This window comes from Sulfitobacter sp. 1A13496, from assembly GCF_043557225.1.
Classification (GTDB): Bacteria; Pseudomonadota; Alphaproteobacteria; order Rhodobacterales; family Rhodobacteraceae; genus Sulfitobacter; species Sulfitobacter faviae.
Genome location: NZ_JBIFFP010000001.1, coordinates 16,875 through 43,310, shown reverse-complemented (window position 1 = coordinate 43,310; position 26,436 = coordinate 16,875). Strand labels below are relative to the sequence as shown.

Genomic DNA, 26,436 nt, shown 5'->3' with positions numbered 1-26,436 from the left:
CCCATCGCGCCTGCGCGGCCCGGAGTCAAGTTTTCCGCTTGGCGCGCAGCCCGGCGAAGTAATCCTGCCGCTTTTTCAACTCCCGCTCGAAACCGCGCTCGACCGGCTCGTAGAGGCTGGGGCGCTCCATCGCGTCGGGGAAGTAGTTCTGGCCTGAGAACCCATCCTCGGCGTCATGGTCATAGGCATAGCCCGAACCGTAGCCCTGATCCTTCATCAGCTTGGTGGGCGCGTTCAGAATATGTTTCGGCGGCGGCTCCGACCCGGTGCTGCGCGCGAGACGCCGCGCGCCCTTGTAGGCCTTGTAGACAGCGTTGGATTTCGGCGCGAGGCAGATGTAGGTCAGCGCCTGCGCGATGGCCAACTCCCCTTCGGGGCTGCCGAGACGCTCGTAGGTCTCCCATGCCTGAAGGCAGAAGGTCTGTGCCTGCGGATCGGCAAGGCCGACGTCCTCCACCGCCATGCGGGTGATGCGCCGCATCAGGTAGCGCGGATCCTCGCCTCCCTCCAGCATCCGGCCCAACCAGTAGAGCGCCGCGTCCGGGTCCGAGCCGCGCATGGATTTATGCAGGGCCGAAATGAGGTTGTAATGCGAATCCCCCGACTTGTCGTATTGCGCCGCGCGGCGCATGAGGCGTTTCGACAGGCCCGCCTTGTCGAGCGGCGCGTCGTCCTTCCACGCGGTTACCTGTTCGATCAGATTGAGCAGCGCGCGCCCATCGCCGTCGGCCATCTCTAGCAGCGCCTCGCGTGCGTCGGGTTGCAGCGGCAGGGGCTTGCCCAGCTCGCGCTCAGCCCGTTGCGCAAGACGCTCCAGATCGTCATGCGGCAGGCGCTCCAGCACCAGCACCTGTGCGCGGCTGAGCACGGCGGCGTTGAGCTCGAAACTTGGGTTCTCCGTGGTGGCGCCGACCAGAAGGATGGTGCCATCCTCCATATGCGGTAGGAAGCCGTCCTGCTGCGCCTTGTTGAACCGGTGGATCTCGTCGACGAAGAGCAGCGTCCCCTGTCCCTGCCGCCGCCGCATCTTGGCGGCATCGAACACCTTGCGCAGTTCCGGCACGCCCGAGAAGATCGCGCTGATCTGCACGAAATGCAGATCGGTCTCATCGGCCAAGAGCCGCGCGATGGTGGTCTTGCCCACCCCCGGCGGCCCCCAGAAGATCAGCGAGGACAGCGCCCCGGCGGACAGCATTACTGAGAGCGGCGCATCGGGGCCAAGCACCTTCTCCTGCCCGATCACCTCGGCAAGCGACTTCGGCCGCAGCCGGTCGGCCAAGGGGCGGTGGCCGCCCTCGTCCGCCTCTTCCGTGTCTCCGAACAGATCCGCCACGCTACCCCCTGAACTGCAGCGCCATGCGCCGGTCGCCCCGTTGTATCACCATCTGGATGCGGCGCACCTGCCCCGAGAGCAGCGCCACGAGGGCGGCCGTATCTTCTACCGCGACGCCGTTGATCGAGAGGATCACGTCGCCGTCCCTGAGCCCCACGCGCGGGCCGAAGCGCCCCGTATCGAGCACCACGACGCCCGCGCTTTCCAAGGGCAGGTTCATCTCGGCAATCACCGCCGGGTTGATCCGCGCGGCCCTGAGGCCCGGCAGCAGGCTGCGCGTGCCCAAGGTGACCTCGGCCCGGTCCGGCACGTCCGGCGCGGCGATCAGGGCCACGGTCACCTCCATCAGGTCGCCGTCGCGCATGACGCCCACGCGCGCGGAATGGCCGAGCCCCGCGACCGACATGCGGTAGATCATCTCGGCGGGCGTGTTCACCGGCTGGTCGTCGACGCTGACGATCACGTCGCCAACCTCCAGCCCCGCTCCGTTGAAGGGGCTGGCGGGATGCAGCCCGGAAACGATGATCCCGCCCGGACGGTCCAGCCCCAAGGGCCCCGCCATGTCGGCATCGACTGGCTGGCCTGAAAGCCCCGCCCAGGGGCGCTGGAAAGCGGTCTCCCCGGCGCGGGCCTGTGCGACGAAGGCGGCGACCAGATCGGCGGGAATGGCGAAACCGATGCCGTTGCTGCCGCCCGAGCGGGTCAGGATCGAGGTGTTCACTCCGATGAGCCTTCCGCCCATGTCGATCAGCGCCCCGCCGGAGTTGCCGGGATTGATCGGCGCGTCGGTCTGGATGAAATAGCCCTGCCCGCCCCCGCCTGCCGCGCCAGAGCGCGCCAGCCCCGAGACGATCCCGCTCGAGACGGTCTGCCCCACACCGAAGGGATTTCCGATGGCCAGCGTCAGCTCGCCCACTTCTACCGCGTCGCTGTCGCGCAACTTAAGAAACGGCAGGCCCTCCGCGCCTTCGAGCTTGAGGATCGCAAGATCGCTGTCGGCATCGCCCAGAAGCACCCGGGCGCTGTACTCGCGCCGGTCGTTCAGCACGACGCGGATGTCGGTGGCGGTGCCGACGACGTGGTAGTTCGACACGACGATCCCGTCAGCAGAGAGGATCACGCCCGAGCCGAGCGAGTTCTGCACCCGGGGCCGCTCGGAGAAGGGATCGCGGAAAAACCGTTCGAAGAACGGGTCAGCCTGCAGCGGCGTGCGGCGGGCCTTGGTGATGGTGCGGGCGTAGATGTTGACCACCGCCGGCGCGGCCTCTTTGACCAGCGGCACGAAGCTCAGCTGCATCTGCGCGGCAGAGCTTGGCACCTGCTGCGCCATCGCGGGCACGGCCAGTAGCATGAGGATCAGGGCAAGGGTTCTCATGCCCCAGATATGCGCAGGGAGTGGGGCCGGTGCAACTGCGTTTTCCGTCACTCTCCCCTGCAAAAGAAAAGCCCCGCCGAGGGCGGGGCTTTCCAAATAACGATGGCGGGGATCTTATTCCGCCGCTTCTTCCTCGGCCAGACGCGCCTTGTCGGCGGCACCCTTGGCGTCGCGGTCGCGGTCGACGAATTCGATGATCGCCATCGGCGCCATGTCACCATAGCGGAAGCCGGCCTTCAGGACGCGGACGTAGCCGCCCTGACGGTCCTTGTAGCGCGGGCCCAGCACGTCGAACAGCTTGGCGACATACTGGTCTTCTTTCAGCTTCGACGCGGCCTGACGGCGGGCGTGCAGGTCGCCGCGCTTGGCGAGGGTGATCATCTTTTCGATGATCGGCTTCAGTTCCTTGGCTTTCGGCAAGGTGGTCTTGATCTGCTCATGCTCGATGAGCGAGCCTGCCATGTTCGAGAACAGCGCCTTGCGGTGTTCATGTGTACGGTTCAGGCGGCGGTATCCACGTGCGTGACGCATTGTCTTACTCCAATCGTGATGCCCTCTACGGGCGGTTTTGCTTTGTCTGGCCCGCGATGCGTGTCACGAGCTCTCCTTGGGGCGTGTGCCCGGTCTTCACGGCACCCGATTTCTTTGAAAGAAATCGGCCCCGGAAACTTTGAAAGTTTCCGGGCACCGTATCTTAAAACGAATCCTCGAACTTCTTGGCGAGGTCTTCGATGTTCTCTGGCGGCCAGTCCTCGACGTCCATGCCCAGGTGCAGACCCATGCCCGACAGCACTTCCTTGATCTCGTTCAAGGACTTGCGGCCGAAGTTCGGCGTGCGCAGCATCTCGGCTTCGGTCTTCTGGATCAGATCGCCGATGTAGACGATGTTGTCGTTCTTCAGGCAGTTCGCCGAACGGACCGAAAGCTCCAGCTCGTCGACCTTCTTCAGCAGCAGCGGGTTGAACTCCAGACCGTCGTCGTCGTCCTGACGCGAGGCGCTTTCCGGCTCGTCGAAGTTGACGAAGATGCCCAGCTGGTCCTGCAGGATGCGCGCGGCGAAGGCCACCGCGTCGTCCGGCGTGATGGAGCCGTCTGTTTCGACCTTCATGGTCAGCTTGTCATAGTCCAGCACCTGGCCCTCACGGGTCGGCTGCACGTCGTAGGAGACCTTCTTGACCGGCGAATAGATCGCGTCGATCGGGATGAGACCGATGGGCGCGTCTTCCGGCTTGTTCTTGTCGGCAGAGACATAGCCCTTGCCGGTGTTGACGGTCAGCTCCATGTAGACGTCCGCACCATCGTCGAGGTGGCAGATCACATGCTCGCGGTTCAGAATCTCGATGCCGGCGGATTCGGAGATGTCACCGGCGGTAACGACGCCCGGACCCTTCGCGGAGATCGACAGGCGCTTCGGCCCTTCGACTTCCATGCGCAGGCTGACGCCCTTGAGGTTCAGGATGATGTCGGTCACGTCTTCGCGCACACCGGCGACGGAGGAAAACTCGTGCAGTACGTTGTCGATCTGCACGGAGGTGATCGCCGCGCCCTGCAGCGAGGACATCAGCACGCGGCGCAGCGCGTTGCCGAGGGTCAGACCGAAGCCCCGCTCCAGCGGTTCGGCCATGACGGTCGCCTGACGTGCGGGGTCGTTGCCCGGCTTGACGTCAAGCTGTTGCGGCTTGATCAATTCAGCCCAATTCTTGTGGATCATGCGTCCCTCCATCCTTGTTTGTGCCTCATGTCCAAATGACACAAACGCTCGAGGTTTCTGAAAAGCGGTATGGGGCCGCACGCAAGGCGCGACCCCATGTAAAACAGTCCCGGATTAAACGCGGCGGCGCTTCGGCGGGCGGCAGCCGTTGTGGGCCATCGGGGTCACATCACGGATCGAGGTGATGTTGAAACCGGCAGCCGCCAGAGCGCGCAGTGCGGATTCACGACCCGAACCGGGGCCCTGCACTTCGACTTCCAGCGTCTTGACGCCGTGATCCTGAGCTTTGCGGCCTGCATCTTCTGCGGCCATCTGTGCGGCGTAAGGTGTCGACTTGCGCGACCCTTTGAAGCCCATGGTGCCAGCAGACGACCAGGAGATCGCGTTGCCCTGCACGTCCGAGATCAGGATCTTGGTGTTGTTGAAGCTCGAGTTCACATGCGCCACGCCTGCGGCGATGTTCTTGGAGACCTTACGCTTGGTGCGTGTCTTATCGCGTGCCATTGATCGGACCCTCCCTTATTTCTTCTTGCCAGCAATGGCCTTCGCGGGGCCTTTGCGTGTGCGTGCGTTGGTATGGGTGCGCTGGCCGCGAACCGGCAGGTTGCGACGGTGGCGCAGGCCACGGTAGCAGCCGAGGTCCATCAGGCGCTTGATGTTCATCTGCGTGTCACGACGCAGGTCGCCTTCGACGGTGTAGTTGGCGTCGATGTGCTCACGCACGGCCAGAACTTCGGCGTCGGACAGCTCGTTGACCCGGCGGGTCTCGTCGATGCCGACAGCTTCGCAGATGGCCTTGGCGGAGGAGCTGCCAATACCGGTGATATAGGTGAGGGCGATGGGAACCCGCTTTGCAGTCGGGATGTTTACGCCGGCAATACGTGCCACGTTAGCTATTCCTTTTCGTTGCGGGTCCGTGATTCCAGACCCTTTTTTCACAACACAAGCCCGAGGCATAGGGCCATCGGGCTAAGGCTGATCAGGTGATCTTGCGGCAGGTGCCCGAAGGCCGATCCGCAAATTGATTCTCATTCGAGATAGGGGTGACTATGAGGTTTTGCGCGGAGCGTCAAGGCCCGCACAAAACCGGAAGATCAAGGTCAGGGCCGCGGCCCCTGCCCGCCCCGACGCGCTCAGGCGTCGAGGATCTCGGCGATGGCGCTGCGGACTTCGTCGATCTTGCCCAGACCATTGACGCCGCTCAGCATATCTTTGGCGTAGTAGTAGCCCACCAGCGGCGAGGTTTGCTTGTAATAGGCCATCAGACGGGTTTTGAGGCTTTCCTCATTGTCGTCTGCGCGGCGCTTGAACTCGGTCCCGCCGCAGTTCGTGCACTTACCATCTTCGGGGATCGGTTTGGTCAGGTCGTTATAAACCTCGCCACAGCTTGCGCAAGTGGACCGCGCGGTGATGCGCGCGACCAGCGCCTCATCGTCGACCTTCATCTCGATCACGGCGTCGAGGGTCTGCCCCTCCTGCGCCATCAGATCGGCCAGCGCATCGGCCTGCGCCAGCGTGCGGGGGAAGCCGTCGAAGATGAAGCCGCCATGCTCGGCCTTGTCGGTCAGCTTTTCGCGGATCAGGCCGATGACGATCTCATCGGTGACAAGCGCGCCGCGGTCCATCACGTCGGCCACGATCTTGCCCATCTCCGTCCCGCTGTCCTTGGCTTCACGCAGCATGTCGCCGGTGGAGAGCTGAACCATGTTGCGGGTTTCAACCAGATGACGTGCTTGGGTGCCTTTGCCTGCGCCCGGAGGCCCGAGTAGGATAATATTCATCGACGTACGGGGCTCCGTTTCTTGCGTGTACCTTTGCCTTTGCCCGCGCCCTTGCCGCGCAGCTGAGACTTCTCAAGCAGACCTTCATACTGATGCGCCAGCAGATGGCTCTGAACCTGTTGGATCGTGTCCATGGTGACCGAGACGACAATCAGCACCGAGGTGCCGCCGAAGTAGAAGGGAATGGCGAACTGGCCGCGCAGAATCTCGGGCAGAACACAGACCGCCGCCAGATAGGCCGAGCCGAGGACGAGGATGCGGTTGACCACATACTCCAGATACTCGGCGGTGCGCTTGCCGGGACGGATGCCGGGGACAAAGCCGTTCTGGTTCTTCAGGTTGTCGGCCACGTCATCGGGTTTGAAGCTGACGTTGAAGGTATAGAAATAGGCGAAGAAGACGATCATGCCCACGAAGAACAGCAGGTAGAGCGGCTGACCGGGGCCGAAGTTCGCCAAGAGCCAAGACATCACCGGGCTGGTGGAATTGCCCGAGAAGGTGCTGACGGTGACTGGCAGCAACAGCAGCGAGGAGGCGAAGATCGCCGGGATCACGCCCGCCGGGTTCACCTTGATCGGCAGGTGGCTGGTGCCGCCATCGTACATTTTCATGCCGACTTGGCGGCGGGGGTATTGAATGTGAATCTTGCGCAGCGCGCGCTCCATAAAGACCACGAACATGATCGTCGCGATCACCATGACCAGCACACCCACGATCACGGCGGGGCTGATCGCGCCCGATCGGCCCGAGGCAAAGAACTGCGCGATGGCGGCGGGAACCTCGGCGATGATGCCGACGAAGATAATCAGCGAAATGCCGTTGCCGATGCCGCGTGCGGTGATCTGCTCACCCAGCCACATCAGGAACATGGTGCCGCCGACGAGGGTAATCATACAGGCTGCGATGAAGCTAAAACCCATCTGGCCATCGGCGACGATGTCACCGGCCTGAAGGCTCACGGCAAGGCCATAGGACTGCAAAGTCGCCAGCGCCACGGTCCCGTAGCGTGTATACTGGTTGATCTTCTTGCGCCCCTGCTCGCCCTCTTTCTTGAGCTGTTCTAGCGCAGGAACCATGGAGGTCAGCAGCTGAACGATGATCGAGGCCGAGATATAGGGCATGATGCCTAGAGCGAAGATACCCATCCGGCCAAGCGCGCCGCCGGTGAACATCGACACCATGCCGCCGATGCCTTGGCCTGCGCTCTCCATAAAGTCACGCAGCGCGCCACCGTCGATGCCGGGAACCGGAATGAAGGTGCCAAGGCGGTAAACGATAAGCAGCCCGAGCGTGAACAGAATCCGGTTGCGCAGGTCTGTTGCCTTGCCCAATGCGGACCAGCTCGTGTTCGCGGCCATGTTTTCGACGGCAGATACCATGAGGGGTCTCTTCTCTTGTTGCGAAAACGCCGCCCGGGCCGTTTTCCGGCGGGCGGCGTTCGGGAAAACTTGAGGCTATGTAAGCGGCTGGCGCGCCGCTCACAAGCCTTAAGGCCGCTTTACTCGGATACCTCGGCCGCCTTGGGGGCGGTCACGGTCACCTTGCCGCCTGCCTTCTCGACCGCCTCGATGGCGGACTTGGAAGCGCCAGCGACGTTCAGGTCGATCTTGGAGGTGATGTCACCCTTGGCCAGAACGCGGATACCGTCCAGCTCACGACGGACCAGACCGGAAGCGACCAGCGCTGCGGCGTCGATGGTGTTGCCGGCGTCGAGTTTCTTCGCGTCGATGAATTTCTGGATCAGGCCCAGGTTAACGACAGCGAAGGATTTGCGGTTCGGCTTGTTGAAGCCACGCTTGGGCAGACGCTGGTAGATGGGCATCTGGCCGCCTTCGTAGCCGTTGATGCTCACACCCGAGCGGGACTTCTGACCCTTGATACCGCGGCCACCCATTTTACCCTTGCCAGAGCCGGGACCACGGCCAACGCGCATACGCTTCTTGGCTGCGCCTTCGTTGTCGGAAAGTTCGTGCAGTTTCATGTCGCTTCTCCTTATGCCGGAAATGGCCCCCAGCGACGGGAGTGGCCAAACGCGGCGTTGCGATTCCATTGCGACCCAACGCGGGCCACCGGGGGCGTATAGGGGATGGCGGGCGGCGTGACAAGGGGGGCATGGCGCCTAGGGTTTTTTGCGCAGCCACGAGGGCCAGCGCCTGCCCGTGGGGTGGCGATCTTAACGGCTATCCGACCCACTTCATGGCGCCGCGATAGTGTACTCTATCAAGGTCGTGCCCAGCCCCACCAAATCGCCAGCCTTCCGGTGCGGGCAGCAGATGGCCCGCCGCCTTCGGATTGATTCCGAGCTTGCTGTCCCACGGAACGACGCCCCTGCCCCACAACGCAAAACGCCCCGCAGTTCCCTGCGAGGCGCTTTCGTAGGATGGTCCCCCACCCTACCGCTGAACCCTAAGTTCAGCCTTTCTCCTCAACGATCTCGACCATATGCGAGACCTTGTTGATCATGCCGCGCACGGAAGGAGTATCTTCCAGCTCACGGGTGCGACCCATTTTGTTGAGGCCGAGGCCGACCAGCGTTGCGCGCTGTTTGGCGGGGCGGCGGATCGGCGAACCGACCTGCTTGATTACGAGTGTCTTGGCCATGCTTATGCCTCCTCAGCCACTTGAGCGGAGGACTCTACGTTGTCTTCACGCTTGGGCAGAATGTCAGCCACTTTCTTGCCGCGACGTTGCGCGACGGAACGGGGCGATTGCTCTTTCTTCAGACCGTCCAAAGTGGCGCGGATCATGTTGTAGGGGTTCTGCGAACCGACCGATTTGGACACAACGTCTTTCACACCCAACATCTCGAACACGGCACGCATCGGACCACCGGCGATGATACCGGTACCTTCAGGTGCTGTGCGCATGATGACGCGGCCTGCGCCGTGACGACCATGCATGTCGTGGTGCAGAGTGCGGCCTTCGCGCAGTTGAACGCGGATCATCTGACGCTTGGCTTGCTCGGTCGCCTTGCGGATGGCCTCGGGCACTTCTTTCGCTTTACCCTTGCCAAAGCCGACGCGGCCTTTCTGATCGCCCACGACCACGAGTGCGGCGAAGCCGAAACGCTTACCACCCTTAACGGTCTTGGACACGCGGTTGATCGCGACCAGACGGTCAGCGAATTCCGGGGTCTCGTCGCGTTGGTTGCGGCGGTTGCCCCCACGGTTGTCATCTCTTGCCATCTGGCATCTTCCTTTTTCTGTGGCCTTGCCGGCCCTTAGGATCAATCCTGGTGAGCCCATGGCTCCCGGATCATCGAGAGGGCCTTCCCAGCCCTCTTCGCAGGAGAGCTATGCGCGAGGCATAGCCTTCGTATGAGAGCGGGTGCGTGGTTGCCCACGCACCGCACAATCAGATCTTCAAACCGCCTTCACGCGCGGCTTCGGCAAGAGCCTTCACCTTGCCGTGGAAGAGGAAGCCGCCACGGTCGAAGTATGCTTCTTCGACGCCGGCTTTCTTGGCACGTTCGGCAATCGCGGCACCGACTTTGGTCGCTGCTTCGATGTTGTTTTTGCCAACCACGCCCAGATCCTTCTCCATGGAGGAGGCGGAGGCCAGTGTCACGCCGTTCACATCGTCGATCAGCTGGGCCGAGATGTTCTTGGACGAACGGTGTACCGACAGGCGAAGACGCCCGGCGTTGACTTTGCGGAGTTTGTTCCGAACGCGCATGCGGCGCTTCAGGAACAGCTGTCGTTTGGTATTTGCCATCAATCCGTTCCTTACTTCTTCTTGCCTTCTTTGCGGAAGATGAACTCGCCCTTATAGCGGATGCCTTTGCCCTTATAGGGCTCGGGCTTGCGCCATGCGCGGATGTTCGCGGCAACCTGACCAACGAGCTGTTCGTCGATGCCTTCCACAACGATTTCGGTCTGCTTGGGTGCCGTCACGGTCACGCCCTCGGGCGCAACGTAGTCGACATCGTGGCTGAGGCCGAGGTTCAGTTTCAGCGTGTTGCCGTTCATGGCCGCACGATAACCAACACCTTGGATTTCAAGCTCTTTCTTGAAGCCCGTCGTGACGCCGGTCACCAGGTTTTCGATCATGGTGCGGGACATGCCCCACTGCTGACGGGCGCGCTTGGACTTGCCGCGCGGTGTCACAGTGATTGCGTTGTCTTCGACCGCGAGGCTCACGTCATCAGTGGCACGGAAGCTGCGGGTGCCCTTGGGGCCCTTCACTTCGATGATCTGACCGCTCACCTCTGCCGAGACACCCGAAGGCATAGCGACTGGTTTCTTACCGATACGAGACATTGTCTTCTCCTTAGAATACGGTGCAGAGCACTTCGCCGCCAACATTGGCAGACCGTGCAGATGCGTCCGACATCACACCTTTGGAGGTGGAGACAATCGACACGCCGAGGCCCTGACGGACGACGGGGATGTCATTGACGGCCATGTAGACGCGGCGACCGGGCTTGGAAACCCGCTTCAGCTCGCGAATAACAGGTTCGCCTTCGTAGTACTTGAGGCTGATCTCAATGGCGGGGTGGCCATCGGCGCCCGTGACTTTTTCATAGCCGCGGATGTAGCCTTCGTCGGCCAGCACGTCCAGAACCCATGCACGCAGCTTGGAAGCCGGTGTCATGACGGTGGATTTGCCGCGCAGCGAAGAGTTACGGATGCGTGTCAGCATATCTGCGATAGGATCGTTCATCTGATGCGCTCCTTACCAGCTCGACTTGACCATGCCGGGAATCTGGCCGGAAGAGCCAAGGTCCCGCAGCGCGATCCGCGAAATTTTCAGTTTACGATAGTAGGCGTGCGGGCGGCCCGTCAGCTGGCAACGGTTGTGCAGACGCACAGCAGAGCTGTTGCGCGGCAGTTTCGCCAGCTTCAGGGAAGCGCGGAAACGCTCTTCCATCGGTTTGCTTTCGTCGCTCACGATCTCTTTCAGAGCCGCGCGCTTGTCAGCGTACTTCTTAACCAGTGCTTCGCGCTTCTTCTCGCGCTCAATCATGGATTTCTTAGCCATTTCTAATCCTTCCCGCGCTTATGAATTGAAGGGCATGTTGAATGCTTTCAACAGCGCCTTGGCTTCAGCGTCGGTTTTCGCCGTGGTGGCGATCACGATGTCCATACCCCAAGTCTCGTCAACTTTGTCGAAGTCGATTTCGGGGAACACGATATGCTCTTTCAAGCCCATGGCGTAGTTGCCACGGCCGTCGAAGCTTTTGCCCGAGATGCCGCGGAAGTCGCGGATACGGGGCATTGCGATCGTGATCAGACGATCAAGGAATTCGTACATACGGTCGCCACGCAGGGTGACTTTCGCACCCAAAGGCATGTCCTCACGCACGCGAAAACCAGCGATGGATTTCTTGGCCACGGTTGTCAGAGCCTTCTGGCCTGCAATCGCGGTCAGGTCTTCCTGAGCCGACTTGGCTTTCTTGCTGTCGCGTACGGCTTCGGCACCGCAGCCGATGTTCAGAACGATCTTGTCCAGCTTGGGGATCATCATGTCGTTCTTGTAGCCGAATTCCTCTTTCAGGGCGGCGCGGATCTTCTCGCGGTATTCGGCCTGAAGGCGGGGTGTGTAGGTTGCGGTATCAAGCATCGATCACGTCCCCCGTGGTCTTGGCAAAGCGCACTTTCTTGTCGCCTTCGATTTTGAAACCCACGCGGGTGGCTTTGCCATTGGCATCCACCAGTGCGAGGTTGCTCAGGTCGATCGGCATCGCCTTGGGGATGCGGCCGCCTTGAGATGTCTGTGTCTGGCGCGTGGCGCGGATGGCGATTTTCACGCCGTCAACGATGGCCTTGTTCGACTTGGGGTCAACGGACGAGATGGTACCCGTCTTGCCTTTGTCCTTGCCGGACAGGACGATGACCTTGTCACCTTTGCGAAGTTTAGCAGCCATGATTACAGCACCTCCGGAGCGAGCGAGATGATTTTCATGAAGTTCTTCGCGCGCAGCTCACGAACGACCGGCCCGAAGATACGGGTGCCGACGGGTTCGTTGTTGTTATTCAAAATAACAGCAGCGTTGCGGTCAAAGCGGATGGCGGTGCCATCTTCACGACGAACTTCTTTGGCGGTGCGAACGACGACGGCCTTACGGACGTCGCCCTTTTTCACACGACCACGCGGGATGGCTTCCTTGACCGACACGACGATGATGTCGCCGACGGACGCGTATTTACGCTTGGAACCACCCAGGACCTTGATGCACTGAACACGGCGCGCGCCGCTGTTGTCAGCAACATCCAGGTTGGTCTGCATCTGGATCATTTGGTTTCTCCCGACCTTCTGGGGGGCGATGCGGCCCTCATCCCAGGGTTTCGTTTAAGGGGCTCAGGCCTCGGCTTTGTCCGAAGTCAGAACTTCCCAACGTTTGGTTTTCGACTTGGGGGCACATTCGATGATGCGCACAGTGTCGCCCACCTTGAACGTGTTGTTCTCATCGTGAGCCCGGTACTTTTTGGACTTACGGATGGTCTTTTTCAGAACCGGATGCGTAAAGCGGCGCTCTACGGAAACGGAAACTGTTTGTGCGTTGGCGTCCGATGTCACGGTGCCTGTAAGGATACGCTTGGGCATGTTTCAGGCTCCTATTATTCGGCTGCCGCAGCAGCGGCTTTCTGGTTCAGCACGGTGTGGACACGGGCCACGTCACGCTTAACAGTCTTCAGACGTGCGGAATTCTCAAGCTGGCCGGTGGCCTGCTGGAAACGCAAGTTGAAGGATTCTTTTTTCAGGTTCACAAGTTCGTCGCGGAGCTGGTCCGGCGTCTTGTCGTGCAGTTCGCTGGCTTTCACGGCCTCTTCCTTTCAACATCACCAGTAGGCCCCTGTCAGGGTGACCATGATTCTGGTGGAGTTCATGATGAAAGGTGCCAATACGCGTTGAGGTCGCACATGGCAACCCCCGTTGGCCCGCATCTGCGCTTTTGGCGCAAATAGGCTGGCGATAGGGGTATGTTCGGCGTAAGGAGGTTCCATGTCAAACATCAAATCGCTTTTCGCCACCCGCCTCTATCACGCCGCCCTGTCGGACCATGGCAAGCCCATCGACACCGATGAACTGGCCGCATCCTGCTTCTCGATAGCCGAGGATGACGAGGCCGGTCAGGACTGGTGCGAAGAGAACGGCTATGCGGGCTACACCTCCTATGCCTCGCTGGATGACCTGCCCTACCGGTTCCCGATCTTCGCGGATCTGAAGAAGGTGCTGGACGCACATGTTGCGGCCTTTGTCGAAGATCTGCAGTTCGATCTGGGTGACCGCAAGCTGGTGCTCGACTCGCTTTGGCTGAACATCCTGCCCGAGGGCGGCATCCACACCTCGCATATCCACCCGCATTCGGTGATTTCAGGCACGACCTATGTGACCATGCCCGAGGGCGCCAGCGCGATCCGTTTCGAAGACCCGCGCCTGCCGATGATGATGGCTGCGCCGGGCCGGATGAAGGACGCGCGCGAGGAACTGCGGCCTTTCATCTATGTGGCCCCCGAAGCGGGCGACGTGCTGCTGTGGGAAAGCTGGCTGCGGCACGAGGTGCCGATGAACATGATCGAGGAAGATCGGGTTTCGGTGAGTTTTAACTACAACTGGGCGTAAAAGACTGAGGGCCATCGCCTGCCCGCGGGTCGGCGATCCGTGGCTGCCCCGGCCACTTTATATCTTGACTGCGATGTGCGCCCTCGATGTCGCGCCCAGCCTCACCAAATCGCCTACCCGGTCGCACCAAAGGTGCGCCTCGTATATTCTGGCACGCTTCTGGCGTGACGGGCGGGCAGGCGATGGCCCGGCGCCTGCGGCGCGGATCGGGCCGGGGTGGCAGTGACAGGCTTCTTGCCCTGATGGAAAACTTGACCGACAGTTGATCGCATTTAAAAGGTCATTCGCGTCGCCATGTTTCTCCGCATCCTTCTCCTCGCCTCAGCCGCCGCCACGGCTGCTGCATTCATAAACCCTGCATTCCGCGACCTGCTGCTCATCGCCCTGCCCTGCGCCTTCGCCAGCGCGATCCTCCTCCTGCGGTCGCTCCGCTGGGGGCGCCAAGACTGGGTTATCGTTGACGGCTCCAACGTCATGTTCTGGAAAACCGGAGCACCTGACATCCGCGCCGTGCGCGAGGTGGTGGACGAACTCCGCGCGCGCGGACAATCCCCTTGCGTGGTTTTCGACGCAAATGCCGGCTATCGCCTAATCGGCCGGTACCAACACGACAAGGCGTTGAGCAGCCAGCTTGACCTGCCCGCAAGCCGCGTGATGGTCGTCCCGAAAGGCACGCCCGCCGATCCCTACATTTTGAAAGCGGCTCGCGATCACCGCGGCCGGATCGTCAGCCGGGACCAGTTCCGGGATTGGAGCGAGGCCCACCCCGAGATCAGCACCCCGGGCCATCTGGTGAAGGGCGGCTACCGGGGCGGGAAACTCTGGCTCGCACTGGACCGCGAAGACTGACAATGCAAAACCCCCGCCGATCGCTCGACGGGGGTCTTTTCTCTCAACACCCCTTGCGGGGCTACGGGCTTACCAGTCCTCGCGGACCACAACCCGGGTCTTGATCGGCAGCTTCATGGCTGCCAGACGCAGGGCTTCGCGCGCCACGTCTTCACCGACACCGTCGATCTCGAACATGATGCGGCCCGGCTTGACCTTGGCGGCCCAGAAGTCGACGGAACCTTTACCTTTACCCATACGAACTTCGACGGGCTTGGAGGTTACCGGAACATCCGGGAAAATGCGGATCCAGACACGGCCCTGACGCTTCATGTGACGCGTCATGGCGCGGCGTGCCGCTTCGATTTGACGGGCTGTAACCCGCTCCGGCTGCAGCGCCTTCAGGCCATAGGTGCCGAAGTTCAGGTCAGACCCGCCCTTCGCCAGACCCTTGATCGAGCCTTTGAACTGCTTGCGGAATTTAGTACGCTTTGGTTGAAGCATTTCTCATTCCCCCTTAGCGACGACCGCCGGCACCGCGAGGTGCTGGGCCGTCTTGGAGTTCCTGTGCCTTGCGGTCACGCGCGGCGGGGTCGTGTTCCATGATCTCGCCTTTGAAGATCCAGGTTTTGATCCCGATGATGCCGTAGGCGGTGGACGCCTCGACATGCGCGTAATCGATGTCGGCACGCAATGTGTGCAGCGGCACGCGACCTTCGCGGTACCATTCGGTACGCGCGATCTCGGCACCACCCAGACGACCCGCGAGGTTCACGCGGATGCCCAGTGCGCCCATGCGCATGGCGTTCTGCACGGCACGTTTCATGGCGCGGCGGAAAGACACCCGGCGCTCCAGCTGCTGTGCAATGCTCTCACCAACCAGATGTGCGTCCAGCTCGGGCTTGCGGACCTCAACGATGTTGAGGTGCAGTTCCGAGTTGGTCATCTTGGCAATCTTCTGGCGCAGCATCTCGATGTCCGCGCCTTTCTTGCCGATGATGACGCCGGGGCGTGCTGTGTGGATCGTGACGCGGCACTTCTTGTGCGGACGCTCGATAATCACACGGGCAACACCGGCCTGGTGGCACTCTTTCTTGATGAAGTCGCGGATTGCGAGGTCTTCGAGCAGAAGATCACCGTAATCCTTGGTGTCGGCGTACCAGCGGCTGTCCCAGGTGCGGTTCACCTGAAGGCGCATACCGATCGGATTGACTTTGTTACCCATCAGGCTTGCTCCTCAACTTGACGCACTTTGATCGTGATCTCGGCAAACGGCTTGATGATCTTGCCGAACCGGCCACGGGCCCGCGGGCGACCGCGCTTCATGGTCAGGTTCTTGCCGACATAGGCCTCGGCCACGATCAGCTCATCGACGTCCAGGTTGTGGTTGTTTTCCGCGTTGGCGATGGCGGACTGAAGGCATTTCTTCACGTCCTGCGCGACCCGCTTCTTGGAGAAGGTCAGGTCGGTCAGCGCCTTGTCCACGGACTTGCCACGGATGAGGGCAGCAACCAGGTTCAGTTTCTGCGGGCTCGTACGAAGCATGCGCAGCTTTGCCATTGCTTCGTTGTCTGCCACGCGGCGGGGATTCTTATCCTTGCTCATGGCTTATTTCCGCTTCGCTTTTTTGTCGGCGGCATGACCGTAGTAGGTCCGAGTCGGAGAGTATTCACCGAACTTCTGACCGATCATTTCTTCGCTGACGTTGACAGGAATGTGCTTGTGACCGTTGTAAACGCCGAACGTCAGACCCACGAACTGGGGCAGGATCGTGCTGCGGCGCGACCAGATCTTGATCACTTCGTTACGGCCGCCCTCACGGGAAGCCTCTGCCTTTTTGAGGACATAAGAGTCGACAAAAGGACCTTTCCATACTGAACGAGCCATTGATTAACGCCCCTTCTTCTTGGCGTGACGCGAGCGGATGATAAGCTTGCTGGACGCTTTGTTCTTGTTGCGGGTCTTGGCACCCTTCGTCGGCTTACCCCAAGGAGTAACCGGGTGACGACCACCAGAGGTCCGGCCTTCACCACCGCCGTGCGGGTGGTCGATCGGGTTCATCACCACACCACGAACAGAAGGACGGATGCCCTTGTGACGCATGCGGCCCGCTTTACCGTAGTTCTGGTTGGAGTTGTCGGGGTTGCTGACGGCACCGACGGTGGCCATGCATTCCTGACGCACGAGACGCAGCTCGCCGGAGCTCAGACGGATCTGAGCGTAGCCACCGTCACGACCCACGAACTGGGCGTAGGTGCCGGCGGCACGGGCGATCTGACCGCCTTTGCCGGGCTTCATCTCGATGTTGTGGACGATCGTACCGATCGGCATGCCCGAGAAAGGCATCGCGTTGCCGGGCTTGATGTCCACTTTGGCGCCGGCGATGATCTTGTCGCCGATGGCCAAACGCTGCGGGGCCAGGATGTAGGCCTGCTCGCCGTCTTCGTACTGGATCAGTGCGATGAAGGCTGTGCGGTTGGGGTCATATTCGATCCGCGCGACAACAGCGGACATGTCCAGCTTGTTACGCTTGAAATCAACGATACGGTAGAGGCGCTTTGCACCACCACCTGTACGACGCATTGTGATTCGTCCGGTGTTGTTCCGGCCACCGGATTTGGTCAGACCCTGAGTAAGGGCTTTGACCGGGCGGCCTTTCCACAGCTCCGAACGGTCGATCAGTACCAGTCCACGCTGGCCTGGCGTCGTCGGTTTGTACGACTTGAGTGCCATGTTCTCTGTCTTCCGTTTGCTAGGCACGCTCGCACCGAGGTGAAAGCGCGTTGGTTATAGGGCCCCGAAGGTCCCCTGTGGGAGTGGTGGATGGGTTTAAATCTCTTGCGAGGCAGGCATCCCAACCACCGGGATCGTTCAAATAGCCAAACCCCGGACGAATCCGGGGTCTGAGCCGATGTGGCGACGTAACAGGTTCGCAACAGCCCGTCCAGTGGGCATGGCGAAAATCCTCTCCCCTGCCCGCACAAAAGAAAAGAAGGCGCCGAAGCGCCTACTTCTATTGGTTTAGCGACTACCCAAGGTGGGTATTAGTCAAGGCCAATGCTCTCGGCCAGACGCATACCGGGGTCGAGGATTTCAACTTCGGCTTCGTTGAATTCCGGCATGCTTTCCAGACGCTCCTCGGTCACGCCGGGGACGATGACTTCGTCTTCGCGCATGATCAGCTTCTCAACCGGAATGGCGACTTCGTTTTCGCCCATACCAAGGAAACCGCCAACGCCGATGATCGCTACAACGGTGTCACCACGGACGCCAATGAAGTCGATTTCGCCAACATCTTCACCGGTCTCGGTGGCAACGCTGCGGCCAGTCAGTTCTTCGGCGGTCAGGTTGAAGATCGGCAGACGCTGCACGTTCTCCTGATAGCGGGCGCGGTCTTCTTCGGCCATATTGCCCTGCTCGTCCGCGTTGAAGTCTTCCATCAGCACGCGCGCTTGCTCTTGCTCGACGTCGATCTCGGCGCCTTCGGCACCTTCAACGTTAACCTGCGGCGCTTCGGCTTCTTCGACGACGACATTCGCGTCTTCGCCCTGCTGCACGTTCACGTTGGCTTCTTGCTGCTCAACGTCGACGCGGGCTTCTTCGGATTCAGCCACGTTTACATCGGCTTCGGCCTGCTCAACGGTCACGCGCGGCTCGGCTTCTTCGATGGTTACTTTCGGCTCGGGGCGCACGAACTTCACGACGGGTTCGGGCTGCTCGAGGTCAACGATCGGCTCGCCGGTGTCGACATCAACCTGTGGCTTAGGCACCTGCACGGTCACGACGGGCTCGGGGATGCGCACGGTAACCTGCGGCTGGGCCTGCTCAACGGTGATGATGGGAGCCTGCTGCTGCACGCGAACGGTCGGCTCGGGAACGGCGACGTTCACTTCGGGCTGGCCCTGCTCAACGGTCACAACGGGCGCGTCCTGCGAGACGTTCACATCGGGCTCGGGAACGGTCACGTCAACTTCGGCGTCTTCCTGCTCGACAACCACTTGGCCGCCAGCAACATTCGCGGTCGCGGCTGCGCCACCTTCGACTTCGGCTTCCATCTCGGCTTCGACTTCGGCATTGCGCTCGATGGTCTCTTCGACGTTCTCTGTCGCATCCTGCGCCAGAACCGGAGCGGCCGCGAAAAGGGCAACGGCGGATACGCCAGCCATGAGTGTTTTGGTATAGATCATTAGGTCTCTCCCGTGTTCGTTTACGTTAAATGAGGCGCGCAGCACCCCGTCTTCCACGGTGAGACAACCGGCAGCTTTCTGCTCTGTTCCAAGAAAATTGATGGCTTTTTTTCGGAACTTTTAAGGGGTCGCCGCATGATTGAACCCGGCGGCAGCTGGATCGCGTATGAGTAATACCATGACCTCAAAACGCAAAAACCCCCGCCAAGGCGGGGGCTTCTTTCATCAGTAGCGAGGGCTTCAAGCGGCGCGACGTGCCTGCGCGAAGGACAGCAGACGTTTGCTTTTCTCATCCCAAAGGTGCAGCCGCGCGTTGGCGAGGCTTTCGCGAATGGTCATGCGATTACCTTCGGCCAAGGCCACATGATCCCGCAGCACCTCTGGCAGACGATAGAAGGGAATGCGGCTGTAAAGATGGTGCACATGGTGAATGCCGATATTCGCGCTCAGCCATTGCAGCGGACGGGGCAGGATATAGTGCGACGAGCCGTGAAAAGCCGCATCATGCAGGTCCCAAGCGTCGTTCTCCTCCCAATGGGTCGTCTCGAACTGGTGCTGCACATAGAACAACCACATGCCCGCCGTGGCCGCCAGAAGGGTGCTGGGCACGAAGATCAGCAGAATGGGCATGATCCCCCCGAAGTAGAAGATCACCGCAAGTGCTACGAGGATCGTCAGGTTGGTGCCCATCGCGCTCAGCCAATAGCGTGTCTGCGCCATCAGCCCCAGCGGGACGCGGTTCTGCACGAAAAACAGATAGCTCGGCCCAAGACCGAAGAGCACGATCGGATTGCGGTAGAGGCGATAGTGCAAACGCCCGAACAGCCCGAGCTCGCGATACTCCGCCACGGTGAGTGTATGGATGTCGCCGATTCCGCGACGGCCAAGGTTCCCGGCCGAGGAATGGTGGATCGAATGGGTCCGTCGCCAGACATCATAGGGCGTCAGCGTCAGCACCCCCAACACGCGGCCCACCCAATCGCTTGTGCGACGGCTGCTGAAAAAGGCCGCATGGCCGCAATCATGCTGGATCGCAAAGAGCCGCAGCAAGAAGCCCGCGTTCACCAGCGAGATGGCAAGCGTCAGCCAGCCGCTGATTGAGAGCGCCCACCAAGCGAGCGTCCATAAGAGGATGAAGGGGCCAAGCGTGATCGCCAGTTCAAAACTGCTGCGCCATGTGCTCGGCTCGCGGTAACGGGCCAGCACGCGCACCCAGTCGCGCGCGTTCGACACGTCTGCAGACGCGCCAGAGGTAGATTTTTCGTGGGACATGGACCTGCTTTTTGTCGTTATCCGAGGTCTTGTAGAGGAAAGCACGCCGCAAGCAACGCCCACGTCACCCTTTGCCGTTACGTCGCGGCATTTAGGCTGGAAACAGCCTGCTTTGGGGGAGGGTTGACCCTGTGGCTAGTCCATGGCCGGGGTGGCATTCATGGTCCGAGGGCCAGCGCCTGCCCGCGGGTCGGCGATCTGACGGACCTTGGTGCCACTTTATGGTTCAACCGAGATGTGCTTTTGCGAGGTCACGTCCAGCCTCACCAAATCGCCTACCCGTTCGGGCGGGCAGGCGATGGCCCGGCGCCTGCGGCTTGTCCCGGGCCCCGGCGCATCCCCGAAACGAAAAAGGCCCCCGCAAAGCGGAGGCCTTTCCCAAATTCCAAACCGAGGGCTTACAGCCCGGTGGAAACGTCGATTGTGTTGCCCTCTTCGAGCGTCACATAGGCCTTTTTCACGTCTTTACGGCGGCCCATCTGGCCCCGGAAACGCTTGACCTTGCCTTTGGTGATGGTCGTGTTCACGGCCTTCACCTTGACGTTGAAGAGCGCCTCGACGGCCTCTTTGATCATCGGCTTGTTACTGTCGATCGCGACTTCAAAGACGACGGCGTTCTGTTCGGACGCCATGGTTGCCTTCTCGGTGATGACCGGCTTGCGGATCACGTCGTAGTGTTGATGCTTGGCGCTCATTTCAGGCGTGCCTCCAATGCTTCGATCCCCGCTTTGGTGATCACCAGGGTGTCACGCTTGAGGATGTCATAGACGTTTGCGCCCATCGACGGCAGGATGTCCAACCCATCGATGTTGCGCGCGGCCTGTGCGAAGTTCTCGTTGACCGAAGCGCCATCGATGACCAGCGCGCGTTTCCAGCCCAGGTTCGAGACCTGCTTGGCCAGAGCGGCGGTTTTGCCCTCGGAAGTTGCTTCGTCGATGATGACCAGCGAACCGGCTTTTGCTTTGGCGGACAGCGCGTGGCGCAGGCCCAGCTTGCGGAACTTCTTGGTCAGCTCGTGGCCGTGGCTGCGCGGGGTCGGACCCTTGTAGATACCACCCTTGCGGAAAATCGGCGCGTTGCGGTCACCGTGGCGTGCGCCGCCGGTGCCCTTCTGGCGATAGATCTTCTTGGTCGAGTAGCTGGTCTCGGACCGGGTCTTGACCTTGTGCGTACCCTGCTGCGCGTTGTTACGCTGCCAGCGCACGACGCGGTGCAGGATGTCGGCACGCGGCTCCAGGCCGAACAGGGCTTCGTCCAGGTCTACCGACCCGGCTTTGCCACCGTCGAGTTTGATGACATCGAGTTTCATGCGTCACCTTCTTTCTTGTCAGCGTCGGCATCGGAATTGTCGGCATCCGAACCTTCAGCTGCGATTTCGGCTTCTGCGGCTTTCAGCGCTTCAGCTTCCTGTGCGGCTTGCTCTTCGGCCAAACGCTTGGCTTCGGCTTCTGCCTCTGCGGCGGCTGCGGCGGCGGCCTCTTCGGCGGCTTTCGCGGCTTCGTCAGCGGCAGATTTCAGAGCGGCGGGCAGAATCGCGTCTTCGGGGAACGGCTTTTTGACCGCATCCTTGACGGTGACCCAGCCACCTTTGGAGCCGGGAACGGCGCCTTTGACCATGATCAGGCCACGCGCGCTGTCGGTCTTGACGACTTCGAGGTTCTGCGTAGTGACACGGGCAGCACCCATGTGACCGGCCATTTTCTTACCTTTGAAAACCTTGCCGGGATCCTGACACTGGCCTGTGGAGCCGTGCGAACGGTGGCTGATGGAGACACCGTGTGTCGCCCGCAGACCGCCGAAGTTGTGACGCTTCATCGCACCGGCAAAACCTTTACCGATCGAAGTGCCTGCAACGTCAACATACTGACCGGCGAAGTAATGGTCAGCGGTGATTTCCTCACCGACGTTGATCATCGCATCCGCGTCGACGCGGAATTCGGCCAGCTTGCGCTTTGGTTCCACTTTCGCCGCGGCGAAGTGGCCACGCATCGCTTGGCTTGTACGTTTGGCTTTCGCCGAACCGGCACCGAGCTGAACGGCGGTGTAGCCGTCACGGTCCGCGGTGCGCTGTGCGACAACCTGAAGCTTGTCCAACTGAAGAACGGTCACAGGGATCTGCTTGCCGTCTTCCATGAACAGCCGGGTCATGCCGACTTTTTTTGCAATAACGCCTGAGCGCAACATATGATTACCCTCCCGGCTTTACGATTGCAGCTTGATCTCGACGTCCACGCCAGCGGCGAGGTCGAGCTTCATCAGCGCGTCCACGGTCTGGGGGGTCGGATCGATGATATCCAGCAGACGCTTGTGCGTGCGGATTTCAAACTGGTCACGGGATTTCTTGTCGACGTGGGGACCACGAAGAACGGTGAATTTCTCGATCTTGTTCGGCAGCGGAATGGGACCGCGAACCGAAGCGCCTGTGCGCTTGGCGGTGCTGACGATTTCCTGAGTGGAGGCATCGAGCACCCGGTAGTCAAACGCCTTCAGGCGAATGCGGATGTTCTGGCTTTGAACGGCCATATGCATATCCCTTGTTTTGGGATTCTAACGGATTGGAGGAAGCAGGCTCATCCGGCCCCCTCTTCGCGCCTTGGTAATAAATCAAACGGGGCGCGTCTAACGCACCCCGGTTCGATGCGCGTCCTATAGGGGGAATCAAAGCAAGTGGCAAGAGGGTTCTAAAAACCCCCGTGTTTTTAGAACCAGCGCGCAAAGTCACGCCGCCCCGGCGTGACCGCGCACCCCGTCCGCGTTCAATCACAATCAATAAATGCGGCGTCTCCCCCAGTATCACGCGCACGCCAAAGGCCCCTCTCCCGCCAAAGCAAAAGGCCGCAGCAAACGCTGCGGCCTTTCGAATATCTGAACCGTGGTCCCCGGTCAGGCCAGGGGGTGGGCTCTCATCGCTCCTGCGGAGCGACAGCCGCCCACCGGGTCCGTTTCAAAATCACTCAGTGATTTTGGAAACGACGCCCGCGCCAACAGTCCGGCCACCTTCGCGGATCGCGAAGCGCAGGCCGTTTTCCATGGCGATCGGTGCGATCAGCTCAACGCCGAAGGACACGTTGTCGCCGGGCATGACCATCTCGGTGCCTTCTGCCAGCTGAACGGTGCCGGTCACGTCAGTTGTACGGAAGTAGAACTGCGGACGGTAGTTCGCGAAGAACGGCGTGTGACGGCCACCTTCCTCTTTGGTGAGGATGTAGGCTTCGGCTTCGAACTTGGTGTGCGGTGTCACGGAGCCGGGCTTGCAGAGAACCTGACCACGCTCAACGCCGTCACGCTCAACGCCGCGCAGCAGGGCGCCGATGTTGTCGCCAGCTTCACCACGGTCCAGCAGCTTGCGGAACATTTCCACACCGGTGCAGGTGGTTTTCTTGGTGTCGCGGATGCCGACGATTTCGATTTCGTCGCCAACGTTGATCACGCCACGCTCGACACGGCCAGTCACAACGGTACCACGGCCAGAGATCGAGAAGACGTCTTCGACCGGCATCAGGAAGGGCTGGTCCACGGCACGCTCAGGTGTCGGGATGTAGGCGTCAACTTCGGCCATCAGCTTCTTGATGGACTCTTCGCCGATCTCGGGCTTGTTGCCTTCCATCGCCGCCAGAGCGGAACCTGCAACAACGGGGATGTCGTCGCCGGGGTAGTCGTAGGAGGACAGCAGTTCGCGGATTTCCATCTCGACGAGCTCGAGCAGCTCTTCGTCGTCAACCTGGTCAACTTTGTTCATGAAGACGACCATGGCGGGGATGCCAACCTGACGGCCGAGCAGGATGTGCTCGCGGGTCTGGGGCATCGGGCCGTCGGCCGCGTTCACAACCAGGATCGCGCCGTCCATCTGCGCCGCACCGGTGATCATGTTTTTCACATAGTCAGCGTGGCCAGGGCAGTCGACGTGGGCGTAGTGACGGTTCTCGGTCTCATACTCGACGTGCGCGGTCGAGATGGTGATGCCGCGGGCCTTCTCTTCGGGCGCGCCGTCGATCTGGTCATACGCCTGGAAGTCACCGAAATACTTGGTGATCGCCGCGGTCAGCGTGGTTTTACCGTGGTCAACGTGGCCGATCGTGCCGATGTTGACGTGCGGTTTGGTGCGTTCAAACTTTGCCTTTGCCATGGTGTTGGCTCCTTTTGGTCTTTCTCAATGGTGTATGCGCAGCACACACCCAACGATTTGGGTCGGCGCGCAGTTTCCCACGCGCCGATTTCCTTAAGCGAACTTGGCCTGAATCTCGTCCGAGATGTTCTGCGGCACGGGTTCGTAGTGGTCGAACTGCATGGTGAAGTTCGCACGACCCGACGACATCGAACGCAGGGTGTTGATGTAGCCGAACATGTTGGCCAGCGGCACGAAGGCGTCGATCGCGATGGCATTGCCGCGCGTATCTTGACCCTGCACCTGGCCCCGACGAGATGTCAGGTCACCGATGATGCCACCGGTGTATTCTTCCGGGGTTACAACTTCGACCTTCATGATCGGTTCCAGCAGCTTGGCGCCAGCTTTCTTCATGCCTTCACGCATCGCCATACGGGCGGCGATTTCGAAGGCCAGAACGCTGGAGTCAACGTCGTGGAACTTACCGTCGATCAGGGCCACTTTGAAGTCGATGACCGGGAAGCCCGCCAGCGGACCGGAGTCCAGAACCGACTTGATACCCTTTTCCACGCCCGGGATGTATTCCTTGGGAATGGCACCACCGACGATGCGGCTCTCGAAGGAGTAACCTTCGCCCGGCTCGGTCGGCGTCAGGATCATCTTGACCTCACCGAACTGACCCGAACCACCCGACTGCTTCTTGTGGGTGTAGGTGATTTCGGCCTCTTTCGAGATCGTCTCACGATAGGCCACCTGCGGCGCACCGATGTTCGCCTCGACCTTGAATTCGCGCTTCAGACGGTCGACGAGGATGTCGAGGTGAAGTTCGCCCATGCCCTTCATGATGGTCTGACCGGATTCCAGATCGGTCTCGACGCGGAAGGAAGGGTCTTCGGCGGCCAGACGGGCCAGACCTGCGGACATCTTTTCCTGGTCGGCCTTGGTCTTCGGCTCGACCGCGATCTCGATCACCGGATCGGGGAAGGTCATGGTTTCGAGGACGACCGGATCGTTCTGCGCGCAGAGCGTGTCACCGGTGGTGGTGTCCTTGAGACCCGCCAGCGCGATGATGTCGCCCGCGAAGGCCTCTTCGATTTCCTCGCGGTTGTTGGAGTGCATCATCATCATACGACCGACGCGCTCTTTCTTACCCTTGGTGGAGTTCAGAAGCGTGTCGCCCTTGCGCAGAACGCCCGAGTAGATACGGGTGAAGGTCAGCGAGCCAACGAAGGGGTCGTTCATGATTTTGAACGCAAGGCCCGAGAACGCCATGTCGTCATCCGCGCGGCGCGGGATGTTGCGGGTCTCGGTCTCGTCGCCCGGCTTGAAGCCCATGTAGTCGACAACGTCCAGCGGGCTGGGGAGATAGTCGATCACGGCGTTCAAGAGGGGCTGAACACCTTTGTTCTTAAAGGCGGAACCACAGAGAACGGGGATGAATTTGATGGCCAAAGTACCCTTGCGGATCAGGTCGCGCAGGGTGTCGACGTCGGGCTCGGCGCCGTCCATCAGGTAGTTTTCCATCGCCTCGTCGTCCATCTCGACCGCGGTCTCGATGAGCTTGGCACGCCATTCGTCGGCGGTCGCTTTCAGGCTGTCACGGATTTCGCGCTGTTCCCAGGCGGCACCGAGGTCTTCACCGGCCCAGACCCATTCTTTCATGGTCACGAGGTCGACGATGCCTTCCAGCTCGTTCTCGGCACCGATCGGGATCTGGATCGGAGCAGGCGTGGCGCCTGTGCGGTCCTTGATCATGTGCACGCAGTTGAAGAAGTCCGCGCCGATCTTGTCCATCTTGTTGACGAAAACGATGCGCGGCACCTTGTAGCGGTCAGCCTGACGCCAGACGGTTTCGGTCTGCGGCTCAACACCGGCGTTGGCGTCGAGAACGGCAACCGCGCCGTCGAGAACGGCCAGCGAACGCTCAACTTCGATGGTGAAGTCAACGTGGCCGGGGGTGTCGATGATGTTCATCCGGAACTTGGTGTCGGATGTCGCATCGGCTGTGGGCTCTTCCTGACGCTGCCAGAAAGTGGTGGTCGCGGCGGAGGTAATGGTGATGCCGCGCTCTTGTTCCTGCTCCATCCAGTCCATGGTTGCGGCGCCGTCATGCACCTCACCAATGTTGTGGCTTTTGCCGGTGTAGAACAGGATGCGTTCGGAACAAGTGGTTTTACCGGCATCGATGTGAGCCATGATGCCGAAGTTGCGGTAGCGTTGGAGCGGATAGTCGCGTGCCATGGGGCTGCTTCCTCGAAAATATCAGTACGAACGGATC

The 26,436-nt window shown here is 60.9% G+C and carries 35 protein-coding genes; 2 read left to right on the top strand and 33 right to left on the bottom strand.

The annotated features are described in order from the left end of the window. Nucleotides 1–25: 25 nt before the first annotated feature. The 20 genes from ACGYLX_RS00250 to rpmC form a co-directional block, all read right to left on the bottom strand. Nucleotides 26–1,333, bottom strand: a complete 1,308-nt coding sequence (locus ACGYLX_RS00250; RefSeq protein ID WP_394446660.1) for a replication-associated recombination protein A — start codon at nt 1,331–1,333, stop codon at nt 26–28. Nucleotide 1,334: 1 nt separating this feature from the next. Continuing rightward, the gene (locus ACGYLX_RS00245; RefSeq protein WP_394446658.1) at nt 1,335–2,708 is read right to left on the bottom strand and encodes a trypsin-like peptidase domain-containing protein; all 1,374 of its coding nucleotides are present in this window, start codon (nt 2,706–2,708) and stop codon (nt 1,335–1,337) included. Nucleotides 2,709–2,822: 114 nt separating this feature from the next. Continuing rightward, on the bottom strand, nt 2,823–3,239 hold the full coding sequence (gene rplQ, locus ACGYLX_RS00240; RefSeq protein WP_067263154.1) for a 50S ribosomal protein L17: 417 nt from the start codon (nt 3,237–3,239) through the stop codon (nt 2,823–2,825). A gap of 163 nt (nt 3,240–3,402) precedes the next feature. Next, a complete protein-coding gene (locus tag ACGYLX_RS00235; RefSeq protein WP_007118862.1) occupies nt 3,403–4,419 on the bottom strand; it encodes a DNA-directed RNA polymerase subunit alpha in 1,017 nt (338 codons plus the stop codon). A 114-nt stretch (nt 4,420–4,533) separates the two neighbouring features. After that, on the bottom strand, nt 4,534–4,923 hold the full coding sequence (gene rpsK / locus ACGYLX_RS00230) for a 30S ribosomal protein S11 (RefSeq protein ID WP_067263152.1): 390 nt from the start codon (nt 4,921–4,923) through the stop codon (nt 4,534–4,536). A gap of 15 nt (nt 4,924–4,938) precedes the next feature. Next, entirely contained in the window at nt 4,939–5,307 is a 369-nt protein-coding gene (rpsM, locus tag ACGYLX_RS00225; protein ID WP_067263150.1) for a 30S ribosomal protein S13, read from the bottom strand. A gap of 245 nt (nt 5,308–5,552) precedes the next feature. Further along, the gene (locus tag ACGYLX_RS00220) at nt 5,553–6,200 is read right to left on the bottom strand and encodes an adenylate kinase (protein WP_394446656.1); all 648 of its coding nucleotides are present in this window, start codon (nt 6,198–6,200) and stop codon (nt 5,553–5,555) included. Continuing rightward, nucleotides 6,197–7,579, bottom strand: coding sequence for a preprotein translocase subunit SecY (gene secY / locus ACGYLX_RS00215; protein WP_394417095.1), 1,383 nt, complete (start codon nt 7,577–7,579; stop codon nt 6,197–6,199). Before secY ends, ACGYLX_RS00220 begins: the two co-directional genes overlap by 4 nt. Nucleotides 7,580–7,698: 119 nt before the next feature. Further along, on the bottom strand, nt 7,699–8,181 hold the full coding sequence (gene rplO, locus ACGYLX_RS00210) for a 50S ribosomal protein L15 (RefSeq protein ID WP_394446654.1): 483 nt from the start codon (nt 8,179–8,181) through the stop codon (nt 7,699–7,701). A gap of 431 nt (nt 8,182–8,612) precedes the next feature. After that, nucleotides 8,613–8,801, bottom strand: a complete 189-nt coding sequence (rpmD, locus tag ACGYLX_RS00205; RefSeq protein WP_067267994.1) for a 50S ribosomal protein L30 — start codon at nt 8,799–8,801, stop codon at nt 8,613–8,615. Between the two features lie 2 nt (nt 8,802–8,803). Further along, complete coding sequence (gene rpsE, locus ACGYLX_RS00200) at nt 8,804–9,385, bottom strand: 30S ribosomal protein S5 (RefSeq protein ID WP_067267992.1); 582 nt, start codon at nt 9,383–9,385, stop codon at nt 8,804–8,806. A gap of 169 nt (nt 9,386–9,554) precedes the next feature. Next, nucleotides 9,555–9,914 (bottom strand): 50S ribosomal protein L18, encoded by a 360-nt coding sequence (gene rplR, locus ACGYLX_RS00195; protein ID WP_067267990.1) that lies wholly within the window; start codon nt 9,912–9,914, stop codon nt 9,555–9,557. Between the two features lie 11 nt (nt 9,915–9,925). Continuing rightward, nucleotides 9,926–10,459 carry a 50S ribosomal protein L6 gene (gene rplF / locus ACGYLX_RS00190; protein WP_394446652.1) on the bottom strand — a complete coding sequence of 178 codons (534 nt, stop codon included), beginning with the start codon at nt 10,457–10,459 and terminating at the stop codon, nt 9,926–9,928. Between the two features lie 10 nt (nt 10,460–10,469). After that, entirely contained in the window at nt 10,470–10,862 is a 393-nt protein-coding gene (rpsH, locus tag ACGYLX_RS00185; protein ID WP_067267987.1) for a 30S ribosomal protein S8, read from the bottom strand. Between the two features lie 12 nt (nt 10,863–10,874). Next, nucleotides 10,875–11,180, bottom strand: coding sequence for a 30S ribosomal protein S14 (gene rpsN, locus ACGYLX_RS00180; RefSeq protein ID WP_136720403.1), 306 nt, complete (start codon nt 11,178–11,180; stop codon nt 10,875–10,877). 18 nt (nt 11,181–11,198) lie between these two features. Then, nucleotides 11,199–11,762: a 50S ribosomal protein L5 gene (gene rplE, locus ACGYLX_RS00175; RefSeq protein ID WP_209218383.1), complete on the bottom strand. Its 564-nt coding sequence runs from the start codon at nt 11,760–11,762 to the stop codon at nt 11,199–11,201. After that, the gene (gene rplX / locus ACGYLX_RS00170; protein ID WP_067267981.1) at nt 11,755–12,066 is read right to left on the bottom strand and encodes a 50S ribosomal protein L24; all 312 of its coding nucleotides are present in this window, start codon (nt 12,064–12,066) and stop codon (nt 11,755–11,757) included. The genes rplE and rplX overlap by 8 nt, the downstream gene beginning before the upstream one ends. A 2-nt stretch (nt 12,067–12,068) precedes the next feature. Further along, nucleotides 12,069–12,437: a 50S ribosomal protein L14 gene (gene rplN / locus ACGYLX_RS00165; protein WP_005621870.1), complete on the bottom strand. Its 369-nt coding sequence runs from the start codon at nt 12,435–12,437 to the stop codon at nt 12,069–12,071. Nucleotides 12,438–12,500: 63 nt separating this feature from the next. After that, nucleotides 12,501–12,746 (bottom strand): 30S ribosomal protein S17, encoded by a 246-nt coding sequence (gene rpsQ / locus ACGYLX_RS00160; RefSeq protein WP_067267977.1) that lies wholly within the window; start codon nt 12,744–12,746, stop codon nt 12,501–12,503. Between the two features lie 14 nt (nt 12,747–12,760). Next, nucleotides 12,761–12,964, bottom strand: a complete 204-nt coding sequence (rpmC, locus tag ACGYLX_RS00155; protein WP_209218384.1) for a 50S ribosomal protein L29 — start codon at nt 12,962–12,964, stop codon at nt 12,761–12,763. Nucleotides 12,965–13,145: 181 nt separating this feature from the next. On the opposite strand from rpmC, the gene ACGYLX_RS00150 reads away from it, so the two are divergent. Both ACGYLX_RS00150 and ACGYLX_RS00145 read left to right on the top strand, forming a co-directional pair. Further along, on the top strand, nt 13,146–13,766 hold the full coding sequence (locus tag ACGYLX_RS00150) for a TIGR02466 family protein (protein ID WP_394446650.1): 621 nt from the start codon (nt 13,146–13,148) through the stop codon (nt 13,764–13,766). A 294-nt stretch (nt 13,767–14,060) separates the two neighbouring features. After that, nucleotides 14,061–14,615 (top strand): hypothetical protein, encoded by a 555-nt coding sequence (locus ACGYLX_RS00145; protein ID WP_394446648.1) that lies wholly within the window; start codon nt 14,061–14,063, stop codon nt 14,613–14,615. 69 nt (nt 14,616–14,684) lie between these two features. Here the strand turns inward: ACGYLX_RS00145 and rplP are convergent, their stop codons facing one another. The 13 genes from rplP to fusA all read right to left on the bottom strand — a co-directional run bounded on the left by rplP (nt 14,685) and on the right by fusA (nt 26,399). Then, nucleotides 14,685–15,098 (bottom strand): 50S ribosomal protein L16, encoded by a 414-nt coding sequence (gene rplP / locus ACGYLX_RS00140; protein ID WP_007118841.1) that lies wholly within the window; start codon nt 15,096–15,098, stop codon nt 14,685–14,687. Between the two features lie 13 nt (nt 15,099–15,111). Continuing rightward, complete coding sequence (gene rpsC / locus ACGYLX_RS00135) at nt 15,112–15,819, bottom strand: 30S ribosomal protein S3 (protein ID WP_394446646.1); 708 nt, start codon at nt 15,817–15,819, stop codon at nt 15,112–15,114. After that, nucleotides 15,819–16,199, bottom strand: a complete 381-nt coding sequence (rplV, locus tag ACGYLX_RS00130; RefSeq protein ID WP_067267968.1) for a 50S ribosomal protein L22 — start codon at nt 16,197–16,199, stop codon at nt 15,819–15,821. The genes rpsC and rplV overlap by 1 nt, the downstream gene beginning before the upstream one ends. 3 nt (nt 16,200–16,202) lie before the next feature. After that, nucleotides 16,203–16,481, bottom strand: coding sequence for a 30S ribosomal protein S19 (gene rpsS, locus ACGYLX_RS00125; RefSeq protein WP_067267967.1), 279 nt, complete (start codon nt 16,479–16,481; stop codon nt 16,203–16,205). 3 nt (nt 16,482–16,484) lie between these two features. Continuing rightward, nucleotides 16,485–17,327, bottom strand: a complete 843-nt coding sequence (gene rplB / locus ACGYLX_RS00120; RefSeq protein ID WP_067267965.1) for a 50S ribosomal protein L2 — start codon at nt 17,325–17,327, stop codon at nt 16,485–16,487. Between the two features lie 311 nt (nt 17,328–17,638). Continuing rightward, a complete protein-coding gene (locus ACGYLX_RS00115; RefSeq protein ID WP_394446644.1) occupies nt 17,639–18,781 on the bottom strand; it encodes a PRC-barrel domain-containing protein in 1,143 nt (380 codons plus the stop codon). A gap of 240 nt (nt 18,782–19,021) precedes the next feature. Further along, nucleotides 19,022–20,053, bottom strand: coding sequence for a fatty acid desaturase (locus ACGYLX_RS00110; protein WP_394446643.1), 1,032 nt, complete (start codon nt 20,051–20,053; stop codon nt 19,022–19,024). 398 nt (nt 20,054–20,451) lie between these two features. Then, a complete protein-coding gene (locus ACGYLX_RS00105) occupies nt 20,452–20,748 on the bottom strand; it encodes a 50S ribosomal protein L23 (protein ID WP_067267962.1) in 297 nt (98 codons plus the stop codon). Then, a complete protein-coding gene (gene rplD / locus ACGYLX_RS00100) occupies nt 20,745–21,362 on the bottom strand; it encodes a 50S ribosomal protein L4 (RefSeq protein WP_067267960.1) in 618 nt (205 codons plus the stop codon). The genes ACGYLX_RS00105 and rplD overlap by 4 nt, the downstream gene beginning before the upstream one ends. Then, on the bottom strand, nt 21,359–22,237 hold the full coding sequence (gene rplC / locus ACGYLX_RS00095; protein ID WP_209218388.1) for a 50S ribosomal protein L3: 879 nt from the start codon (nt 22,235–22,237) through the stop codon (nt 21,359–21,361). Before rplC ends, rplD begins: the two co-directional genes overlap by 4 nt. A gap of 18 nt (nt 22,238–22,255) precedes the next feature. After that, nucleotides 22,256–22,576: a 30S ribosomal protein S10 gene (gene rpsJ / locus ACGYLX_RS00090; RefSeq protein ID WP_067267998.1), complete on the bottom strand. Its 321-nt coding sequence runs from the start codon at nt 22,574–22,576 to the stop codon at nt 22,256–22,258. Between the two features lie 427 nt (nt 22,577–23,003). Further along, nucleotides 23,004–24,179: an elongation factor Tu gene (gene tuf / locus ACGYLX_RS00085; protein ID WP_067260569.1), complete on the bottom strand. Its 1,176-nt coding sequence runs from the start codon at nt 24,177–24,179 to the stop codon at nt 23,004–23,006. 93 nt (nt 24,180–24,272) lie between these two features. Beyond that, entirely contained in the window at nt 24,273–26,399 is a 2,127-nt protein-coding gene (fusA, locus tag ACGYLX_RS00080) for an elongation factor G (protein ID WP_168613253.1), read from the bottom strand. Nucleotides 26,400–26,436 lie beyond the last annotated feature (37 nt).

Bases quoted from the DNA above. Each gene is read 5' to 3' on its own strand.
- ACGYLX_RS00245 (WP_394446658.1), bottom strand. From the start codon at position 2,708: ATGAGAACCCTTGCCCTGATCCTCATGCTACTGGCCGTGCCCGCGATG.
- rplQ (WP_067263154.1), bottom strand. From the start codon at position 3,239: ATGCGTCACGCACGTGGATACCGCCGCCTGAACCGTACACATGAACAC.
- ACGYLX_RS00235 (WP_007118862.1), bottom strand. From the start codon at position 4,419: ATGATCCACAAGAATTGGGCTGAATTGATCAAGCCGCAACAGCTTGAC.
- rpsK (WP_067263152.1), bottom strand. From the start codon at position 4,923: ATGGCACGCGATAAGACACGCACCAAGCGTAAGGTCTCCAAGAACATC.
- ACGYLX_RS00220 (WP_394446656.1), bottom strand. From the start codon at position 6,200: ATGAATATTATCCTACTCGGGCCTCCGGGCGCAGGCAAAGGCACCCAA.
- secY (WP_394417095.1), bottom strand. From the start codon at position 7,579: ATGGTATCTGCCGTCGAAAACATGGCCGCGAACACGAGCTGGTCCGCA.
- rplO (WP_394446654.1), bottom strand. From the start codon at position 8,181: ATGAAACTGCACGAACTTTCCGACAACGAAGGCGCAGCCAAGAAGCGT.
- rpmD (WP_067267994.1), bottom strand. From the start codon at position 8,801: ATGGCCAAGACACTCGTAATCAAGCAGGTCGGTTCGCCGATCCGCCGC.
- rpsE (WP_067267992.1), bottom strand. From the start codon at position 9,385: ATGGCAAGAGATGACAACCGTGGGGGCAACCGCCGCAACCAACGCGAC.
- rplR (WP_067267990.1), bottom strand. From the start codon at position 9,914: ATGGCAAATACCAAACGACAGCTGTTCCTGAAGCGCCGCATGCGCGTT.
- rplF (WP_394446652.1), bottom strand. From the start codon at position 10,459: ATGTCTCGTATCGGTAAGAAACCAGTCGCTATGCCTTCGGGTGTCTCG.
- rpsH (WP_067267987.1), bottom strand. From the start codon at position 10,862: ATGAACGATCCTATCGCAGATATGCTGACACGCATCCGTAACTCTTCG.
- rpsN (WP_136720403.1), bottom strand. From the start codon at position 11,180: ATGGCTAAGAAATCCATGATTGAGCGCGAGAAGAAGCGCGAAGCACTG.
- rplE (WP_209218383.1), bottom strand. From the start codon at position 11,762: ATGCTTGATACCGCAACCTACACACCCCGCCTTCAGGCCGAATACCGC.
- rplX (WP_067267981.1), bottom strand. From the start codon at position 12,066: ATGGCTGCTAAACTTCGCAAAGGTGACAAGGTCATCGTCCTGTCCGGC.
- rplN (WP_005621870.1), bottom strand. From the start codon at position 12,437: ATGATCCAGATGCAGACCAACCTGGATGTTGCTGACAACAGCGGCGCG.
- rpsQ (WP_067267977.1), bottom strand. From the start codon at position 12,746: ATGCCCAAGCGTATCCTTACAGGCACCGTGACATCGGACGCCAACGCA.
- ACGYLX_RS00150 (WP_394446650.1), top strand. From the start codon at position 13,146: ATGTCAAACATCAAATCGCTTTTCGCCACCCGCCTCTATCACGCCGCC.
- ACGYLX_RS00145 (WP_394446648.1), top strand. From the start codon at position 14,061: ATGTTTCTCCGCATCCTTCTCCTCGCCTCAGCCGCCGCCACGGCTGCT.
- rplP (WP_007118841.1), bottom strand. From the start codon at position 15,098: ATGCTTCAACCAAAGCGTACTAAATTCCGCAAGCAGTTCAAAGGCTCG.
- rpsC (WP_394446646.1), bottom strand. From the start codon at position 15,819: ATGGGTAACAAAGTCAATCCGATCGGTATGCGCCTTCAGGTGAACCGC.
- rplV (WP_067267968.1), bottom strand. From the start codon at position 16,199: ATGAGCAAGGATAAGAATCCCCGCCGCGTGGCAGACAACGAAGCAATG.
- rpsS (WP_067267967.1), bottom strand. From the start codon at position 16,481: ATGGCTCGTTCAGTATGGAAAGGTCCTTTTGTCGACTCTTATGTCCTC.
- rplB (WP_067267965.1), bottom strand. From the start codon at position 17,327: ATGGCACTCAAGTCGTACAAACCGACGACGCCAGGCCAGCGTGGACTG.
- ACGYLX_RS00115 (WP_394446644.1), bottom strand. From the start codon at position 18,781: ATGATCTATACCAAAACACTCATGGCTGGCGTATCCGCCGTTGCCCTT.
- ACGYLX_RS00110 (WP_394446643.1), bottom strand. From the start codon at position 20,053: ATGTCCCACGAAAAATCTACCTCTGGCGCGTCTGCAGACGTGTCGAAC.
- ACGYLX_RS00105 (WP_067267962.1), bottom strand. From the start codon at position 20,748: ATGAGCGCCAAGCATCAACACTACGACGTGATCCGCAAGCCGGTCATC.
- rplD (WP_067267960.1), bottom strand. From the start codon at position 21,362: ATGAAACTCGATGTCATCAAACTCGACGGTGGCAAAGCCGGGTCGGTA.
- rplC (WP_209218388.1), bottom strand. From the start codon at position 22,237: ATGTTGCGCTCAGGCGTTATTGCAAAAAAAGTCGGCATGACCCGGCTG.
- rpsJ (WP_067267998.1), bottom strand. From the start codon at position 22,576: ATGGCCGTTCAAAGCCAGAACATCCGCATTCGCCTGAAGGCGTTTGAC.
- tuf (WP_067260569.1), bottom strand. From the start codon at position 24,179: ATGGCAAAGGCAAAGTTTGAACGCACCAAACCGCACGTCAACATCGGC.
- fusA (WP_168613253.1), bottom strand. From the start codon at position 26,399: ATGGCACGCGACTATCCGCTCCAACGCTACCGCAACTTCGGCATCATG.